At 59.7% G+C, this 15,392-nt stretch carries 20 protein-coding genes and 1 pseudogene; 11 read left to right on the top strand and 10 right to left on the bottom strand.

Annotated features, from left to right (window positions below; all coding sequences use genetic code 11):
• Positions 1 to 4: 4 nt before the first annotated feature.
• Complete coding sequence (locus D8779_RS18445) at positions 5 to 796, bottom strand: hypothetical protein (protein ID WP_136665931.1); 792 nt, start codon at positions 794 to 796, stop codon at positions 5 to 7.
• A gap of 64 nt (positions 797 to 860) precedes the next feature.
• Entirely contained in the window at positions 861 to 1,844 is a 984-nt protein-coding gene (locus D8779_RS18440) for an alpha/beta hydrolase family protein (RefSeq protein WP_136665930.1), read from the bottom strand.
• A 162-nt stretch (positions 1,845 to 2,006) separates the two neighbouring features.
• Between D8779_RS18440 and aroC the strand changes: the two genes are divergently transcribed.
• The 4 genes from aroC (at position 2,007) to D8779_RS18420 (ending at position 5,211) form a co-directional block, all read left to right on the top strand.
• The gene (aroC, locus tag D8779_RS18435; protein WP_136665929.1) at positions 2,007 to 3,098 is read left to right on the top strand and encodes a chorismate synthase; all 1,092 of its coding nucleotides are present in this window, start codon (positions 2,007 to 2,009) and stop codon (positions 3,096 to 3,098) included.
• An 88-nt stretch (positions 3,099 to 3,186) separates the two neighbouring features.
• Positions 3,187 to 4,338, top strand: a complete 1,152-nt coding sequence (locus D8779_RS18430; protein ID WP_136666116.1) for an MFS transporter — start codon at positions 3,187 to 3,189, stop codon at positions 4,336 to 4,338.
• Positions 4,339 to 4,395: 57 nt separating this feature from the next.
• Positions 4,396 to 4,944, top strand: coding sequence for an acireductone dioxygenase (locus D8779_RS18425; protein ID WP_136665928.1), 549 nt, complete (start codon positions 4,396 to 4,398; stop codon positions 4,942 to 4,944).
• Between the two features lie 75 nt (positions 4,945 to 5,019).
• Positions 5,020 to 5,211 carry a PLDc N-terminal domain-containing protein gene (locus D8779_RS18420; protein ID WP_136665927.1) on the top strand — a complete coding sequence of 64 codons (192 nt, stop codon included), beginning with the start codon at positions 5,020 to 5,022 and terminating at the stop codon, positions 5,209 to 5,211.
• A 23-nt stretch (positions 5,212 to 5,234) separates the two neighbouring features.
• Here the strand turns inward: D8779_RS18420 and D8779_RS21185 are convergent, their stop codons facing one another.
• From D8779_RS21185 to D8779_RS18405, 3 genes are read right to left on the bottom strand one after another with little or no spacing between them, the layout of a single operon-like run.
• Positions 5,235 to 5,408: a hypothetical protein gene (locus D8779_RS21185; RefSeq protein WP_205895845.1), complete on the bottom strand. Its 174-nt coding sequence runs from the start codon at positions 5,406 to 5,408 to the stop codon at positions 5,235 to 5,237.
• 4 nt (positions 5,409 to 5,412) lie between these two features.
• Complete coding sequence (locus tag D8779_RS18410) at positions 5,413 to 5,910, bottom strand: methylated-DNA--[protein]-cysteine S-methyltransferase (RefSeq protein ID WP_136665926.1); 498 nt, start codon at positions 5,908 to 5,910, stop codon at positions 5,413 to 5,415.
• A 4-nt stretch (positions 5,911 to 5,914) separates the two neighbouring features.
• The gene (locus D8779_RS18405) at positions 5,915 to 6,799 is read right to left on the bottom strand and encodes a DNA-3-methyladenine glycosylase family protein (protein ID WP_136665925.1); all 885 of its coding nucleotides are present in this window, start codon (positions 6,797 to 6,799) and stop codon (positions 5,915 to 5,917) included.
• A 149-nt stretch (positions 6,800 to 6,948) separates the two neighbouring features.
• Between D8779_RS18405 and D8779_RS18400 the strand changes: the two genes are divergently transcribed.
• On the top strand, positions 6,949 to 7,422 hold the full coding sequence (locus D8779_RS18400) for an NUDIX domain-containing protein (protein WP_136665924.1): 474 nt from the start codon (positions 6,949 to 6,951) through the stop codon (positions 7,420 to 7,422).
• A gap of 33 nt (positions 7,423 to 7,455) precedes the next feature.
• Here the strand turns inward: D8779_RS18400 and D8779_RS20580 are convergent, their stop codons facing one another.
• The 5 genes and pseudogenes from D8779_RS20580 to D8779_RS18380 form a co-directional block, all read right to left on the bottom strand.
• The gene (locus D8779_RS20580) at positions 7,456 to 7,617 is read right to left on the bottom strand and encodes a hypothetical protein (protein WP_167492596.1); all 162 of its coding nucleotides are present in this window, start codon (positions 7,615 to 7,617) and stop codon (positions 7,456 to 7,458) included.
• 155 nt (positions 7,618 to 7,772) lie between these two features.
• Positions 7,773 to 7,925: pseudogene (locus tag D8779_RS18395) on the bottom strand (methyl-accepting chemotaxis protein); the annotation flags it as partial.
• Positions 7,925 to 8,293, bottom strand: coding sequence for a methyl-accepting chemotaxis protein (locus D8779_RS18390; protein WP_136665922.1), 369 nt, complete (start codon positions 8,291 to 8,293; stop codon positions 7,925 to 7,927). The gene D8779_RS18390 and the pseudogene D8779_RS18395, both read right to left, overlap by 1 nt.
• 54 nt (positions 8,294 to 8,347) lie before the next feature.
• Positions 8,348 to 8,731, bottom strand: a complete 384-nt coding sequence (locus D8779_RS18385; RefSeq protein ID WP_136665921.1) for a hypothetical protein — start codon at positions 8,729 to 8,731, stop codon at positions 8,348 to 8,350.
• Positions 8,732 to 8,999: 268 nt separating this feature from the next.
• Entirely contained in the window at positions 9,000 to 10,022 is a 1,023-nt protein-coding gene (locus tag D8779_RS18380) for an AraC family transcriptional regulator (protein ID WP_136665920.1), read from the bottom strand.
• A gap of 107 nt (positions 10,023 to 10,129) precedes the next feature.
• Here D8779_RS18380 and D8779_RS18375 point away from each other — a divergent pair, with 107 nt between their 5' ends.
• The 6 genes from D8779_RS18375 (at position 10,130) to D8779_RS18350 (ending at position 15,219) form a co-directional block, all read left to right on the top strand.
• The gene (locus D8779_RS18375) at positions 10,130 to 11,602 is read left to right on the top strand and encodes a flavin-containing monooxygenase (protein ID WP_136665919.1); all 1,473 of its coding nucleotides are present in this window, start codon (positions 10,130 to 10,132) and stop codon (positions 11,600 to 11,602) included.
• Positions 11,586 to 12,515: an alpha/beta hydrolase gene (locus D8779_RS18370; protein WP_136665918.1), complete on the top strand. Its 930-nt coding sequence runs from the start codon at positions 11,586 to 11,588 to the stop codon at positions 12,513 to 12,515. The genes D8779_RS18375 and D8779_RS18370 overlap by 17 nt, the downstream gene beginning before the upstream one ends.
• Positions 12,516 to 13,277 (top strand): SDR family oxidoreductase, encoded by a 762-nt coding sequence (locus tag D8779_RS18365; RefSeq protein WP_136665917.1) that lies wholly within the window; start codon positions 12,516 to 12,518, stop codon positions 13,275 to 13,277.
• A 304-nt stretch (positions 13,278 to 13,581) separates the two neighbouring features.
• Positions 13,582 to 13,923, top strand: coding sequence for a ribonuclease E inhibitor RraB (locus tag D8779_RS18360; RefSeq protein WP_136665916.1), 342 nt, complete (start codon positions 13,582 to 13,584; stop codon positions 13,921 to 13,923).
• A 115-nt stretch (positions 13,924 to 14,038) separates the two neighbouring features.
• Positions 14,039 to 14,746 carry a type 1 glutamine amidotransferase gene (locus D8779_RS18355; protein ID WP_136665915.1) on the top strand — a complete coding sequence of 236 codons (708 nt, stop codon included), beginning with the start codon at positions 14,039 to 14,041 and terminating at the stop codon, positions 14,744 to 14,746.
• Positions 14,747 to 14,829: 83 nt separating this feature from the next.
• Positions 14,830 to 15,219: a VOC family protein gene (locus D8779_RS18350; RefSeq protein ID WP_136665914.1), complete on the top strand. Its 390-nt coding sequence runs from the start codon at positions 14,830 to 14,832 to the stop codon at positions 15,217 to 15,219.
• Positions 15,220 to 15,392: the final 173 nt, after the last annotated feature.

Genomic DNA, 15,392 nt, shown 5'->3' with positions numbered 1-15,392 from the left:
GCGGCTAGTGCGTGGCAATCCAAATCAACAGGCCCGCTTGGAACACGCAGAAGGCCACTAGGCAGGTAATGGTGAAGCGCAAGCCGCCGTCTTCGCGTTTGAAAACCTCGATGCGTTCCTCCAGCTTGCGTGCCTTCACTTCATGCTCGCGCAGGGTGTGATCGGCTTGTTGCAGCATGCTGGCGGCGTCCAGCAGTTCGATGATCTGCACCTTTTCCGTATGCCAGTCAGCGTGCAGCGAGCTGACCCGTGGTGCGCTGCATTGCGCCTTGATTTTGAGCGGGTCGAGGTATTCGACTACAAAGCCCTGGGCTTGTAGGCAGTGGTCACGGCGGGCGCGTGCTTCATCGCTGAAGGCGTCTTTGCTCGCCAGTGTGGTGTTTTCCACTTGATAGTGGGCGAAGTGCTGGCGCGCCCAGGCAATGCCCTGGGCCAGGATAAAGCGTCCCAGGCCACGGTTTTCCGGCTGTACCAGCAGACCAGTGTCGGGGCCGAAGCGCACGGTGCGCTGCTCATGGTTGGCCCAAACTTCGAAGATGTTCTGTTCTTTGCGCACGCGCTGGCCGGGGAGCTGCAAGGTCAGGCGCAGCAGACTGTACTGCGTGCCCAGACGCTCGACTCGGCCCAGCTGGAGAAAGCGCAGCGGCCGAGCACCAGTGTGGCGATCGGTGGGCAGGGCCGCCAGGCGCAGCAGGCTGAAGTGTTCGGGGGTAAGCTCGGCCCAGGGATGGGCCTGTTCGGCGACTTCCTGCGGGGCAGCGTCGGTGTCGGTTTGCGGCGCGGGGCTGTCGGTCATAAGCGGCGGTCCTGTGCGCGACACCTTAGGGTGTCGCCTGATGCGCTTATCGGCCGCCGCTCGACTAACTGGAGCTGGTTTTTTTGCCGTTGCGCAGGATGAACTGGGCGATCTGCTCACCCAGCCCTTGTGCCAACGGTAGCCGAGGATTGTCATAGCTGGCCAGTTGCGCCGGTAAATCCAGCGCGCTGATGCGCAGCATATGGTTCATGCCGGGGATGATCAGCAGTTCGGCATCTGGTTTGGCGGCCTGCAGCGCTTTGGCATCGGCGGTGCTGACCTGAATGTCGTGGCTGCCTTGCACAATCAGCGCCGGTATCTGCAGGTTGGCAAAGGCTTGGCCTGGACTCTGCCGCAGCAGTGAGATCAGGTAGGGCTGCACGCTGGGGCGAAACAGCACCTGCAATTGTTTGGGTACCTGCGGGCTGAGTTGCCCGGCCAGCAAGCGATCGAGTAGCTGATTGCTCTGTTCAAGCAGGTGCGGCGGCAGGCGGGCGGCCAGTTGTTCGCGCAACAATTGGTCAATCGGTCGTGAGCTACCGGCTATTGATACCACTGCATCGGCCTGGGCCTGCTTGGCCGCCAGACTGGCAATCAGCGCGCCTTCGCTATGGCCGATCAGAACCAACCGGTCAAACGCAGGGTCGGCTTTGAGCAGGTCTGCCCAGGCCACAGCATCGTTCACATAACGCTCGACACTGAGGTCGCGCTCGTCCGGCGTGGCTGCGCGGCTGGCGGCTACTCCGCGCTTGTCGTAACGCAGGCTGGCGATGCCCTGTTTGGCCAAGCTCTGCGCCAGGCGCTTGAGGCTGTCGCTTTGGCCGCCTTCAGGGTTGTTGCCATCACGGTCGGTAGGGCCGGAGCCCGCAATCAGCAACGCCACTGCCATTGGCGCGCTACCACTGGGCTTGAGCAGGGTGCCATACAGCGTGCCCTGGGCTGTGTGCAGGCGCATGGGTTGCTGCACGCTACTGTGTGAGACGCTGTGGGGGGCGGCTTGAGCCAGGGGCGGGAGTAGGCAAAGAGTCAATAGAAGCGCTCGCAACATGGATAACAACTGCCAGAGGGGGAACCGTTGGACGTTTATCCGCAGGTAAGGTTCGAGGATGATCTGTGCGAACGCCACGGGTATACTCGCCGCCTTTACTCAAGTGGGGCCGGGCGCGGGTTGGCGCAGGTCCGAAGCTGATTTTCGCGGAGCGTTTTGCACATGTCCGGCAATACCTACGGCAAGCTGTTCACTGTCACCACCGCTGGCGAAAGCCATGGCCCGGCGTTGGTCGCCATTGTCGATGGCTGCCCGCCGGGATTGGAGATTAGCCTGGAAGACCTGCAGCGCGATCTCGATCGACGCAAACCAGGCACCAGCCGCCATACCACGCAGCGCCAGGAAGACGACGAGGTGGAAATTCTCGCCGGGGTTTTCGAGGGCAAGACGACCGGCTGCTCGATTGGCCTGCTGATCCGCAATACCGATCAGAAGTCCAAGGACTACTCGGCGATCAAGGATTCCTTTCGTCCGGCCCACGCTGATTATACCTATCACCACAAGTACGGCGTGCGTGACTACCGTGGCGGCGGCCGCAGCTCGGCGCGTGAGACCGCCATGCGCGTGGCAGCTGGTGCTATCGCCAAAAAGTACCTGGCCACCCAGGGCATCGTGATTCGCGGCTATATGAGCCAGCTTGGGCCGATTGAAATCCCGTTCAAGAGCTGGGAGTCGGTCGAGCAGAACGCCTTCTTCAGCCCCGACCCGGACAAGGTTCCGGAGCTGGAAGCTTATATGGACCAGCTGCGCCGTGATCAGGACTCGGTCGGTGCGAAAATTACCGTAGTCGCCGAAGGCGTGATGCCAGGCCTGGGTGAGCCGATTTTCGACCGTCTGGACGCCGAGCTGGCCCACGCGCTGATGAGCATCAACGCGGTCAAAGGTGTGGAAATCGGCGCTGGCTTTGCCTCCGTGGCGCAGCGTGGCACCGAACATCGCGATGAGATGACGCCGGAAGGTTTTCTCTCCAACAACGCCGGCGGCATCCTTGGTGGCATTTCCAGCGGTCAGCCGATTCTTGCGCACCTGGCGCTCAAGCCAACGTCGAGCATCACCACACCGGGCCGATCTATCGATATTCATGGCAACCCGGTGGATATCATCACCAAGGGCCGCCACGACCCGTGCGTGGGCATTCGCGCCACGCCGATTGCCGAAGCGATGATGGCCATTGTGCTGATGGATCATCTGCTGCGTCACCGTGCGCAGAATGCCGAGGTACAGGTCTCAACGCCGGTGCTGCCGCAGCTGTGACCATAAGGGCAGGTTGGGTTGAACGTCGCGAAACCCAACAATGCGCTCCCTGGGTATCGCTCTGCTCAACCCAGGCTACGGCCAGATCATGAGCAGCGCATTGCCTTACTGGCGTTTGTCCGGCTTCTACTTCTTTTACTTTGCGCTGCTGGGCGCGACGGCGCCGTTCCTCGCGCTGTATTTCGATCACCTGGGCTTTTCTGCCGCGCGGATCGGCGAGTTGATCGCCATCCCCATGCTAATGCGTTGTATTGCGCCGAATATATGGGGCTGGCTGGGCGATTACAGCGGTCGGCGGCTGGCCATCGTGCGCTTCGGCGCGCTGTGCACCCTGCTGTGTTTTGCCGGTATCTTTGTCAGCCAGAGCTACGCCTGGTTGGCGCTGATCATGGCGCTGCATGCGTTCTTCTGGCACGCGGTGCTGCCGCAGTTTGAAGTCATCACATTTGCCCACCTCAAAGAGCAGGCCACGCGCTATAGCAAGATTCGCTTGTGGGGCAGTATCGGCTTTATCGTCGCGGTGGTGGGGCTGGGCAAGCTGTTCGAGGTGCTTAGCCTGGACGCCTATCCCTGGGCGCTGACTCTGATCATGGGTGGCATCGTCCTGAGCAGCTGGTGGGTGCCCAATGCGCAGCCACTTATGCGCCCCAATACCCAAGAGCAGGGTGGTTTTATTCAGCAGCTGCGGCGGCCGGGAATTCTAGCCTTCTACCTCAGCGTCGGCCTGATGCAGCTGAGCAATGGCCCGTACTACACCTTTCTTAGTTTGCACCTGGAGGCTTTGGGCTATACCCGCGGAATGATTGGCCAGCTCTGGGCGCTGGGTGTGCTGGCCGAGATCGTATTGTTTATGGTCATGGCTCGGTTGCTGGCGCGCTATTCCCTGCGTACCGTGCTGCTGGCGAGTTTTTTGATTACCGCCGTGCGCTGGTTGTTGCTGGGTAATCTGGCCGGGCATCTGCCGGTATTGCTATTTGCCCAGCTGATGCACGCCGCAACCTTTGGCAGCTTCCATGCGGCGGCTATGCATTTTGTTCAACGCAGCTTTGCCGACCGCCAGCAGGGCCAGGGCCAGGCGCTGTATGCCGCCTTAGCCGGAGTCGGCGGTGCCCTTGGTGCGCTGTACTCCGGTTACAGTTGGCACAGCCTGGGTGCGGCCTGGACCTTTGCCATCGCCAGCCTGATTGCCTTGGCGGCGGCGGTGATTACCGCGCGCTATATGCGCGATGAACGGCCTTAGCCCTTATTGTCTGAATTGAAGACCCGAATTGAAACTGACTGTACGAGAGCCTTGAGCATGAGCAGCCTGACCGTCTACCACCAGTCCTCGCCCGAGCATCCGAACAAGTTGCTGACCCATGCCGAAGACATTGCCAGCACCCTGGCCGTAATCGGCGTGCAGTTTGCGCAGATACCGGTGCAGCAACCGGTCACCGCCGGTACCGCCCGTGATGAAGTGCTGGCGGCCAGCCGGGTGCAGGTTGATCAGCTGATGAGCGCGCATGGCTACGCCAGCGCTGAAGTGTTGAGCCTGTGTGATGAGCGCGGCGAAGGCAGCGAACTGGCCCGCGGGCTGCGTCAGGAGCAGGTGTGCCAGCCGGCGCACCTGCATTACTACCTGGCTGGCCGTGGCTTGCTGGCGCTGCACAGTGGTGAGTACGTCTACAGCCTGTTGTGCGAGAAGAACGACCTGGTGGCGTTGCCGGCCGGCGTCGCACATTGGTTCGACGCGGGTGAACACCCACGTTTTGCCATGCTGCGTCTGTTTGATCAGGCACAAGTCCCGGTTTTCACGCCTGTAGAGGGAGATTTCGCCACTAAGTTTGCGGGCCTGGATGAGTGCTGATTAATCAATCCACTGAACTCTTCTAACCAGTGTCTATCCTAGTTAAGCGACCTCTTCGCATAGGAGCGACATCGTATGGGTTCAATGTTTAACGGCATACTGGGTCTGGTTATTCTGGCGCTGGATATCTGGGCGATTCTCAGCGTGATCAAAAGCAACGCCGAAACGGGCATCAAGGTGTTGTGGATATTGCTGATCGTCTTGCTGCCGGTGATCGGCCTGATCATCTGGGCGCTGATGGGCCCGCGTGGCACAGTCAAACTCTAGAAAAGTGGCGGGCCGGCGCGTGGTTATTGGCGCTGTGCTTGTTCGGCGGCGCTGTCCTGGCAAGCGATGAACAGGCTTGGACAGCGCAGCGCGAAGGTCGCGCCGTGCTGTTGCTGCGCCACGCCACTGCACCCGGCACGGGTGATCCAGCTAATTTCCAACTTAATGACTGCCGTACGCAGCGCAACCTCAATCAAAGAGTTAAATACTCAGCAACCGCTGTTCCGGCAGCTGCGCCCCTTCCAGTTTGAGCAGCAGCGCTTTGCGCGGTAGACCGCCGGCATAACCTGTGAGGCTGCCGTCACGGCCGATCACTCGATGGCAGGGAATGATGATGGCAATCGGGTTGGCACCATTGGCTGCGCCGACGGCGCGTACTGCCTTGGGGCGCGCGATCTCTGCGGCTAGGGCGCTGTAGCAGCTGGTGCGGCCAAACGGGATGCTTTGCAGCGCCTGCCATACGGCCTGCTGAAACGTCGTGCCTTGCGGCGCCAGGCGCACTTCGAAGCGCTGCCGACGCCCGGCGAAATACTCATCCAGTTGCCTGCACACCTTATCCAGCTCATCTGTCGCGCTGCGCCAGTGTTCGCCGATATGCCAGGGCTTGTCATCGATATCCATGAGCAGCTTTTGCAGGCCGGTTTCGTCAGCGGCCAGCAGCAGGCGACCGATCCGGCTGTCGTGGTAACGGTAGAACATCGGCTCAGCCCTCTGAATAGTTGTGCCACAGGTGCGCGGCGGCATAGGCGCGCCACGGTCGCCAGGATTCGGCGCGGGCCTTGAGCTGTTTGGCGTCGATGCCAGCCACGCCCCATACCGGTGCCTTGAGCAGGCCCAGGTCACTGGCGGGAAAGGCATCGACCTCGCCAAAGGCGCGCAGCGCAATATATTCCGCGGTCCACGGGCCAATGCCAGGCAGGGCGCACAACCGCTCGACAAAGGCCGTGTAGCCGTCCTGCAGGTCCAGGCGCAGGTCGCCGTTGGCCACCAGCGCGGCGAAGTGTTGCAGGGTTTGCACGCGCTTGCCGGGCATGCCGATGCCATCCAGATTGGCGTTGGCGATTGCCTGAGGATTGGGAAACAGCCGTTGAATCTCAGGTGCGTCAGCAAACTGCAGCGCTTCACCCAGACGGCTAACTAGGCGGCCGGTAATGGTCACTGCTGCTTTGACCGTGACCTGCTGGCCAACGATGGCGCGTACGGCTTGCTCGAAGGGTTCAAAGGCAGTCGGTAAGCGCAGCCCAGGGTTGCGTGCTACCAGCGGCCCGAGCTGCGCATCGCTGGCAAAATGCGCGCTGATCTGCTGCGGTTGGCAGTCCAAATCAAACATCTTGCGCACCCGTGCGATGAGGGTTGCCAGGCAAGGCTGCAGCGATTGGCTGTAGTGCAGCTGCAGTGCGGGTTGATCAGCCAGCGTCTGCACGCGGAACCAGCCGCGCTGGCCATCGAGGTGCGCGCTACGTGCGTAACTGTGTGGCTGCAGGCATTCCACTCCAGCCAGGGCACGCAAGGCAAAGTGTGCATGGAACTGTTGCCACTGCCAGGGCGGCTGATAGCTCAGTAGCAGGGTGTCGGGTGATTGGCTCATGGCCGAACAATACCCGCAGCTCGGCCGACTGTCAGTGCAGAACTGACTTTCAAAACGTGTGAGTACTATTTGACCCCGCATCCGGATTAGGGTTTTCCTTTCCGCTTGGAGCAGGGTTATTTTAGGGTTTCTAACTAAAGGTGTTGTATATGAAAGTTTTAAATTTCCCGACTAAGCGCGTAGCTGTTGGGGCTTTGATTCGGGATCAGGCTAGCCGGTTACTGTTGGTGAAGCCCGTTTACCGTGAGGGCTGGCTTCTGCCCGGAGGTGTGGTTGACAGTGACGAGTCGCCGCGCTCTGGTTTGTGTCGTGAACTGAGGGAAGAATTGGGGCTCATATTGGAGCCCCAAGAGTTGTTGTGTGTGGATTATGTTTCTGCGCATGACAATTTTGCAGATGGTTTGCATCTGCTCTTTAATGGGGGGGTTCTGTCTGACGATCTAATCAGGGAGTTAACTGTTTGTGACTCTGAATTACATACACTGCAATGGCTGGTCGTCGAAGAAGCGATGAATATTTTGATACCTAGTCTAGCGCGTCGATTGCGTTGTCTTTTGATGAACGCAACTGATCAGGTTCTGTATATGGAAAATGGTGAGTATGTGAACCTCTCTCATAGCTAGGCAACTCTCTCCTACAGATCCGATATTTTCACTTTAATGCTGCCCGGCCACGCGCTGATGCAGCTGATGGGAAAGCTGCTCCAACTGCTGCCCCAGTTGCACCAGTGATTCCTGGGCATCCAATAATTCGGCGCTGGCTTCGCGTTGACGCAGACTGGTCTGATGCTGTGCGCCGCTGTTGTCACGCACGTGCATCAATTGCTTGTGGGCGCTGGTCAGCGCTTGGCTGTGCTGCAGGATCTATTGCGAGAGGTTGTCGGTCAGCCCGGAGTTGCTGCTCAAGGCCTGCCGACATCGCTGACCTAGGCCGCACCGGTGTCGATGATTTGCTGCGATTGGCTGAGCACGCTCTGCACCGTGTCGGCCGTTGAGTTGCTGCGCTGCGACAGGCTGCGCACCTCGTCGGCCACCACTGCAAAGCCACGACCATGCTCGCCGGCGCGGGCCGCTTCAATAGCCGCATTTAACGCAAGAAGATTGGTCTGTTGTGCGATGGCGCTGATCATCTGCATGGATTTGGCGATGCGCTGGTTGCTCTGCTGGCCTGGGCGTCTTCCATGCGCTGTGCACAGGCATTCACCTGGCTGCTGCTGTGCTGGGTGTCCTGGCTGAGCTGCTGCATATGGCCGGTGCTGGCGGCGAGGCTGTCCAATACGTGATGCAGTGCCAGATCAAGTTGCTGCATGGCATCGGCTTGTTGCTGCACATCGGTGTCGATGCTCTGGCAACGCTGGCGAATGCCGCCAAGAGTCTGTTGCAGCTGACCGGCCATTTGCAGCAGGTCGCTGGCGGTGCTGCGCACTTCATCGACGATGCCACCGAGCGGCGCGTTGACCGAACTCGCGGGATTCGCTGAGGGCCTGTTCGGCATCGGCCAGCGCCTGGTTGCGCAGTTGCGCGCTGTACCACTGTGCCTACCACACGGTCAGCGCCGGCAGGATGTAGCCCGAGTAGGTGTTGACGGCGGCATCCCGGGGGGGCTCAGTTCGAATACTGGCAGGCTGGCACCGCTGCGTTCCAGGCGGATCAACCCGAACACGAACAGCACTTGCACCAGGCTCCAGACAATGGCGCTGCGGGCTCCGGCCAGCAGGTAGGCGAAAACGATGATCACCACCGGCCAATAGATGTGTGCCGAGTGCAGGCCGCCCAACTGGTAGGTCAGCAACATCGAGTAGCTGGCCATACAGGCCAACGCCATATTCGCTGCCACGGCTAGCGGCAACACAGCGCTGCGCAGCACCATCAGCATCAACGGCATGCCCAGTACCAGCAGCAACGAGCCATACATCAGCTCATCGTTGCCCATGCGGCCCACTTGATGCAGCGTAAAGGCCGATAACCACGCTGCACAAGGCGCTGAAGGCAAGGGTGCGGGCTAACAGAATGCTGGCCTGGTCGGTCAAATCATGTGGCAGGAACTGCCCGAGAAAACCCTGTCGCATGCAAGCTCCAATCAGTAGGTTGTGCTCAGCAGTATCGGCGCAAATGGTCGCGTGCTTGAGGGTGGAAAGTGCCAATGTGACGGACGAAATGGCAAAAGGTCAGCCTGGGCGATAAGGCGTCAGCTGCGCCGTTCAGCTCAGCGTCTGGCGATACTGCCCAGGCGTCAGGCCTTTCCAGCGCTTGAAAGCATGGAGGAAGTTTGACACTTCGCTGTAGCCCAAACGTTCGGCAATCTCTTCCAGGCTCAGACTGATGATGGCCAGCAGTTCTTCGGCCAGGGCTTGGCGCACTTCTTCCTGTAACTGGCGAAAGCTGTTGCCCTGATCTTTCAGGTGACGACGCAAGGTGCGGCTGCTGAGGTTCAGCTCATGGGCGATCAACTCCATATCCGGCAGCCGCCCCGGTGTACTCAGTAAGCGGTCACGAATCTGCCCGGCCAGGCCGCTGCGCACTTGGCGCTTGGCCAGTAAGGCCTGGCATTGCAGCTCGCAGAGCTGGGTGCTGTGAGGGTTGGCGCGGGGCAGGGGTAAATCCAACAGGTGACGTAGGAAGCTGATGCGATTGCGCGCACAAGCGAACTCCGGCAGCAGACCAAACTGTTCGATAAATGGCGCCGGATTGTGTGGCGTTGACATGCTCAACTGCACGTGGCTCAGGGGTATTCGAGCGCCGGTCAACTCGCGCTGAATCACCATGACCGCGACCGCATCGCGCAGCAGTAAGAAATCACGCAGCGGGTCCGGCAAGTGGCTGCCGTCAAGCTCCAGGTGGGCGTGGCTGGCATCTTCGCTCAGGGTGATGCGGTTGAAGGCGAAGGTCAGGTCCAGGTAGCGCAGACCGAGTTCGGCGGCTTGGCGGAACGTCTGACTGCTGAGCAAGGCATAGCCCCAGATGCCATAGGTGGTCAGCTGATAACGCAGGCCGGCTTGCAGGCCCAGGTCGTATTGCGCGGGAAGGGCGTCGATCAGATTGCGGATCAGCTGCAGCTCTTGCGCCCCTTCGATTTCACTGTGCAGCTCGGCCAGCTGCAGGGGGCTGAGGCCGGTGTTGTGCAGGCAGCGTTCGACGCTCAGGCCGTGATCGAGGCCTAGTTGCGTCAGCAGTTGAGCGCTGATGATGCTGCGCCTGGATAGGTGAACGGCATTGGCGGGCATGCATCTGTCCGAAAGTCACAATCAATTGGCCGACTATGCCATAACCCGCCAGGCAGCTGACAAGTAGCATCTTGTCATTCGCATTGTTTGCGGTTGGGGATACAACAATGAATAACAACTCCGAGAATCAGGCACCGTTGCGCGTGCTGATTATTGGCAGCGGTTTTGGTGGCTTGGGTATGGCCATTCAGTTGCAGAAAGCCGGTATCGAAGATTTTCTGATCCTAGAGAAGGCTGCAGAAGTAGGCGGCACCTGGCGTGATAACAGCTACCCCGGCGCGGCCTGCGATGTGCCCTCGCACCTGTATTCATTTTCCTTTGAGCTGAAAAGCGACTGGAGCCGTAAATTCGCGCCCCAGGCGGAAATTCACGGCTACATGCTGCACTGCGTGAACAAGTACCAGCTGCGCTCGCGTATTCGCTGCAATGCCGAAGTGGCTTCGGCAGCGTTTGATGCCGAAGCCGCGCTGTGGCGGGTAACCCTAAGCAATGGTGAAGAGCTCTGCGCCGAAGTGCTGATCAGCGCCTGTGGACAGCTCAATCAGCCGACCTTTCCCGCGCTGCCCGGTATAGAACGTTTTCAGGGCGAGGCTTTCCACTCGGCGCGTTGGCGGCATGATCTGGACCTGTCCGGCAAGCGCGTGGGGGTGATCGGTACGGGTGCTTCGGCGATTCAGTTTGTTCCGCAGATCCAGCCCAAGGTTGCCGACCTCAAGCTGTTCCAGCGCTCGCCGGCCTATGTATTAGCCAAACCAGACCGCGTGTACAAACCTTGGGAACTCGCCGTGATGCGCCGGCTGCCGTGGCTGCAGCGCATTGATCGTGGCCTCAAATACATCCAGTACGAGGTACGCGGTCTGGCGTTTATCAGTGTCCCGCGGCTGATGAAGCTGTTTCGCTTCAGTTTCGAGCGTCAGCTAAATCAGCACATCAGTAACCCGCATTTACGCACTCAGCTGCAGCCGGATTACCCCATGGGCTGCAAGCGTATCCTGATCAGCAATGACTACTATCCAGCGTTAGCGCAACCCAATGTGTCGGTGATCAGCGAGGCGATCAGCGCCGTCACTGAAACCGCCATCGTCACCGCCGATGGCCGCGAGCACCCCTGCGATGTGCTGATCTATGGCACCGGCTTTGCGGCCACGGATTTCCTCGCGCCGATGCACATTACCGGGCTGGGCGGGCTGTCGCTCAACCAGGCTTGGCGTGACGGTGCCGAAGCCTATAAAGGCATCAGCGTCAGCGGCTTTCCCAACCTGTTTATTCTCTACGGACCCAATACCAACCTGGGCCACAACTCGATTATCTACATGCTTGAGAGTCAGTTTCGCTATGTGTTGAGTTGCCTTGATGTGCTGCGCCAGGGAGTGCGTTATCTGGATGTGAAGGCCACGGCACAGCAGCGCTTTAATCAGCAGATCCAGGCCAGCTCACATCGAACGATATGGGAACAAGGGTGTTCAAGCTGGTACAAAACCGCCTCTGGCAAAAGCACCAACAACTGGCCGGGCTATACCTTTACCTACCGCCAGCAGACCCGCGCACCGGAGTTAAATGACTATGAATGCACCCGTTGAATTCACTGCCCCAGCGGCCGATCAGGCGTTCCTGCGCAGCGTTTTGCGTACCAGTCTGCGCCTGTTTTTTCGTGGTTTGGTGCGCCCACCTATGCCGGTTGCCGGGCAGCGCGCGGTGTTGCGCCTGCTAACCGCCGCCAGCCCGACTCCGCGCGGGGTCACCCGCAGCGCTGGCACGCTGGGCGGGCGACCTTGCGAATGGCACAAGCCGCAGGGGGCTCGTGGCACTGTGCTGTTGTACCTGCATGGCGGGGCATTTCTGATTGGTGGAGCGAATACCCATCGAGCGATTTGCGCCAATTTGGCTAAGCGTGGGCAGATGGACGTGTGCGCACTGGACTACCGCCTGGCGCCGGAGCATCAATACCCGGCGGCACGCGAAGATGCCCTGGCGGCGTTTCAGGCTCTGCTTGAACAAGGCTACAGACCTGAGCAGATTGTGCTGGGCGGTGATTCAGCCGGTGGCAACCTGAGCCTGATTACCAGCTTGCGTTTGCGCGATTTGAGTTTGCCGCAGCCCGCGGCGTTGGTGTGTTTTTCCCCGGTAACTGATTTCACCGGTACGCAGCTTCACGAGCCACCGGCGGGTGATCCGCTGATCCATCCTAAGTGGGTGGAACTGGCGTTGAAGCTGTATTGCCCAACCGACGTGGCGCATGACGACCCCGGGTTATCGCCACAGTTTGCCGACCTCCAAGGGCTGGCTCCGCTGCTGATCCAGGTGGGTGAAGACGAGGTTCTGCGTAATGACAGCCTGCGCTTTGCCGACAAAGCCAAAGCCGCCGGTGTGGATGTGCGCCTGCAGCGTTATCCAGGCCTGTGGCACGTGTTCCAGGCCCACGCGGGCATGCTTAAGGCCGCCGATTTTGCTCTGGCCGAAGTGGTGAGCTTTCTGCGTGAGCGGGGCTGCTGAGTGCGCAATATTTTGATTACCGGTGCGGCCTCGGGGATCGGCGCGGCCACCGCACGGCTGTTTCATCAGCACGGTTGGCAGGTCGGTTTGCTCGATATCAATCATCAGGCGCTGGCCAAGCTGGCAGGCGAGCTGGGTAACGTCTGGCATGCCGAGCTGGATGTAACTGATCCGGCAGCGGTCAAGGTTGCCTTGGCGGATTTTTGCGCCTTGCATGGTGGGCAGTTACGTTTGCTGTTTAACAGTGCCGGTATTTTGCACTGTGGCCATTTCGAGGACATTGAGCTGGCCGAGCATGCGCGAATTTTGCAAATCAACGTGCAGGGGTTGTTAAACATGACCCATGCGGCGTTCCCGTATCTGAACGCCACACCGCAAGCGCAGGTGATCAACATGGGCTCGGCCTCCGGGCTGTATGGCGTGCCGCATCTGGCCAGTTACTCGGCCTCCAAGTTCGCCGTACGCGGGCTGACCGAAGCGCTGGACTTGGAATGGGCCAAGCACGGCATCCGCGTCGGTGATCTGATGCCGCCCTTTGTCAGCACGCCGATGCTTAACAATCAACGCTTTCAGGCCCCTGTACTGCGCCGTTTAGGGGTTAACTTGGATGCGCACGCCGTGGCCCAGGCTGCCTGGATGCAAGCGCAAAGTCGTGCGGTACACCGGCCAATCAGTCTGCAATTCAAACTGATGTACTGGTCCGGCCAGTTGACACCAGCCTGGCTGACCCGGCGCATCATGGCCTGGTTAGGTCGCGATTGAGGCGGACGATATTTTTAGCTGGGCAAAGGCTACGCGATAGGACTAGTCTGCAATTAACGCGTCTGACGTGTTCGCTCTGAACACGCCTGCGTTGGCCAGACCCTGGTTTCAGGTCTGGCTTATGACATATCAAGCAGCTTGATCGCTTGATTCTCGGGTGGCACTGCACTGGGTGCCGCAACACCGCTGAAGCTCTAGCGGTAGCAATGGGAAAGCGTTTACCAGGTCGTTGCACTGCAGTATCGACACCTTGTTGGTTCTTTAGCGTCCTGTGAATTTGTCCATCGCCTGAGGAGGTCACTTCATGAGCACAGCCTTGCACGATGATGTCAGCAATGGGGTTTTACGGCGGATGAAAGAGGGTGGCTTCGACTTTGCCAGCTTTCATCCCATCGAGTTCTATGCCCTTTTTCCGGATGAGGAGCGGGCCCGCTTGGCCACCCGCAAGTTCCGTGGAGAGTCTTTCCACGCCCTGGTGACCGAACGTGATGACGGCGTTTGGCACCTGCAAGTCAGTAAAGTAATGTTCGCGACGTATCACGGTATTGATGACTTCGAGCATGACCTGGAGTCAGTTGTGGCGCCGCTTGGCGGCAAGCTGGATGGGTGGGGCGTTACCCAGGAAGTGAGAAACCTGCAGCCCTGATGGTCTCAAATACCGGCCAGCCTCAAGCTGGCCGGTTTCGTATCAGCCCCACGTATGTATCTCCCTCACCAATCGCCTCTCGACCCCAGCCTGCGCTTTGCATCAGACTCGGCGCATGACCGACATTCTGATTTTTACCCATATTGATTACTGTCCACCGGCCCATTTGGGCAAGGTGCTGGCGCAGGCTGGCCACGCATTTACCGTGCTGCGCGCCGATTTGGGCGAGCTGGAGGGCATCGATCTTGATCGCCCCAAGGCCGTGGCCATCATGGGTGGGCCGATGAGCGTGAATGACCCGTTGCCCTGGCTGCAAACCGAAGTGGCCGCGCTGCAACACTTGATCCGCCGCGACATCCCGCTGATCGGCCACTGCCTGGGCGGCCAGTTACTGGCCAAGGCTCTGGGTGCGGACATTACTCGCATGCCTTACACCGAAAGCGGCTGGCAGCCGTTGAGTCGTCTCGATCAGGCTGCGCCCAGCCCTTGGTTGCAGCACCTGCCGGCGCAGTTCGCGATGTTTCAATGGCATGGCGACAGCTTTGCCATTCCGGCTGGCGCGCAGCCCTTGCTCGGCAGCCCCTGGTGCAGCAACCAGGCATTTGCCTGGGGCGATAAGCTGCTGGCCCTGCAAGGCCACCCGGAAATGGACGAAGCCCTAGTGCGTCAATGGCTCGGCGACTGGCATCATCTGCTGGACGATAGCCAGCCCAGCCAGCAGAGCAGGGCGCAGATGCTCGAAGGCTTGCCGGCCAAGGTCGTTGAACTGAACCGCGTTGCCGAGGGGTTCTATCGCCACTGGTTATACTTGGCTGGTCTCTGATACGCAGGCGAGACAGCCAGTACCTTGGCCAATCGACACTGCGAATTTTCGTTACCTTACTCACACCATGGAAAGGTCTTGAGATGAAGCCCAAGCCGAAACCTAGCATTGTTGTATTTGCCAAAGACATCCGAAAACTGGCGCACTTCTATCAAGAAGTCGTAGAGATGAGCGTCGCCCACGCCGACAAGGGTCACATCGTTTTAGACCAGGAAGGGTTTCAACTGGTTATTCATGGCATCCCCACGAAAATTGCGGCGCAAATCCAGATAACTGAACCCCCACAGATTCGTGAAAATACCCCCATCAAGCCTTGTTTGCCGGTGGCGAGCATCGATTCTGCACGCCTGCGGGCGGCAGAGCTTGGAGGGAGCGTCGGGGCTAAAAGCCAGGAATGGGAAGCCCGTGGTTTCAGAGCCTGCGACGGATACGACCCGGAAGGTAATGTGTTTCAGGTGCGAGAAGGCGCCTGACCAGCACATGGCCGCAGTGCTCCATACGGTGGGGCTTTTGTGGCATTGCGGGCGCTTATGCAGGGTAGCCAGACCCGCGCCGTTGCCAAGCTGCTGAGGTTGGCTGGTGTGGGTTTCTGCGTTTTTCTGAGTGCCCAAGCCATTCAGGCGTGCGCGCCTTAAAACGGCGCGCG

Source organism: Pseudomonas leptonychotis (assembly GCF_004920405.1).
Taxonomy (GTDB): Bacteria; Pseudomonadota; Gammaproteobacteria; order Pseudomonadales; family Pseudomonadaceae; genus Aquipseudomonas; species Aquipseudomonas leptonychotis.
Note: the sequence above shows the minus strand (reverse complement) of the source record. Positions and strands in the feature narration are given on the sequence as shown.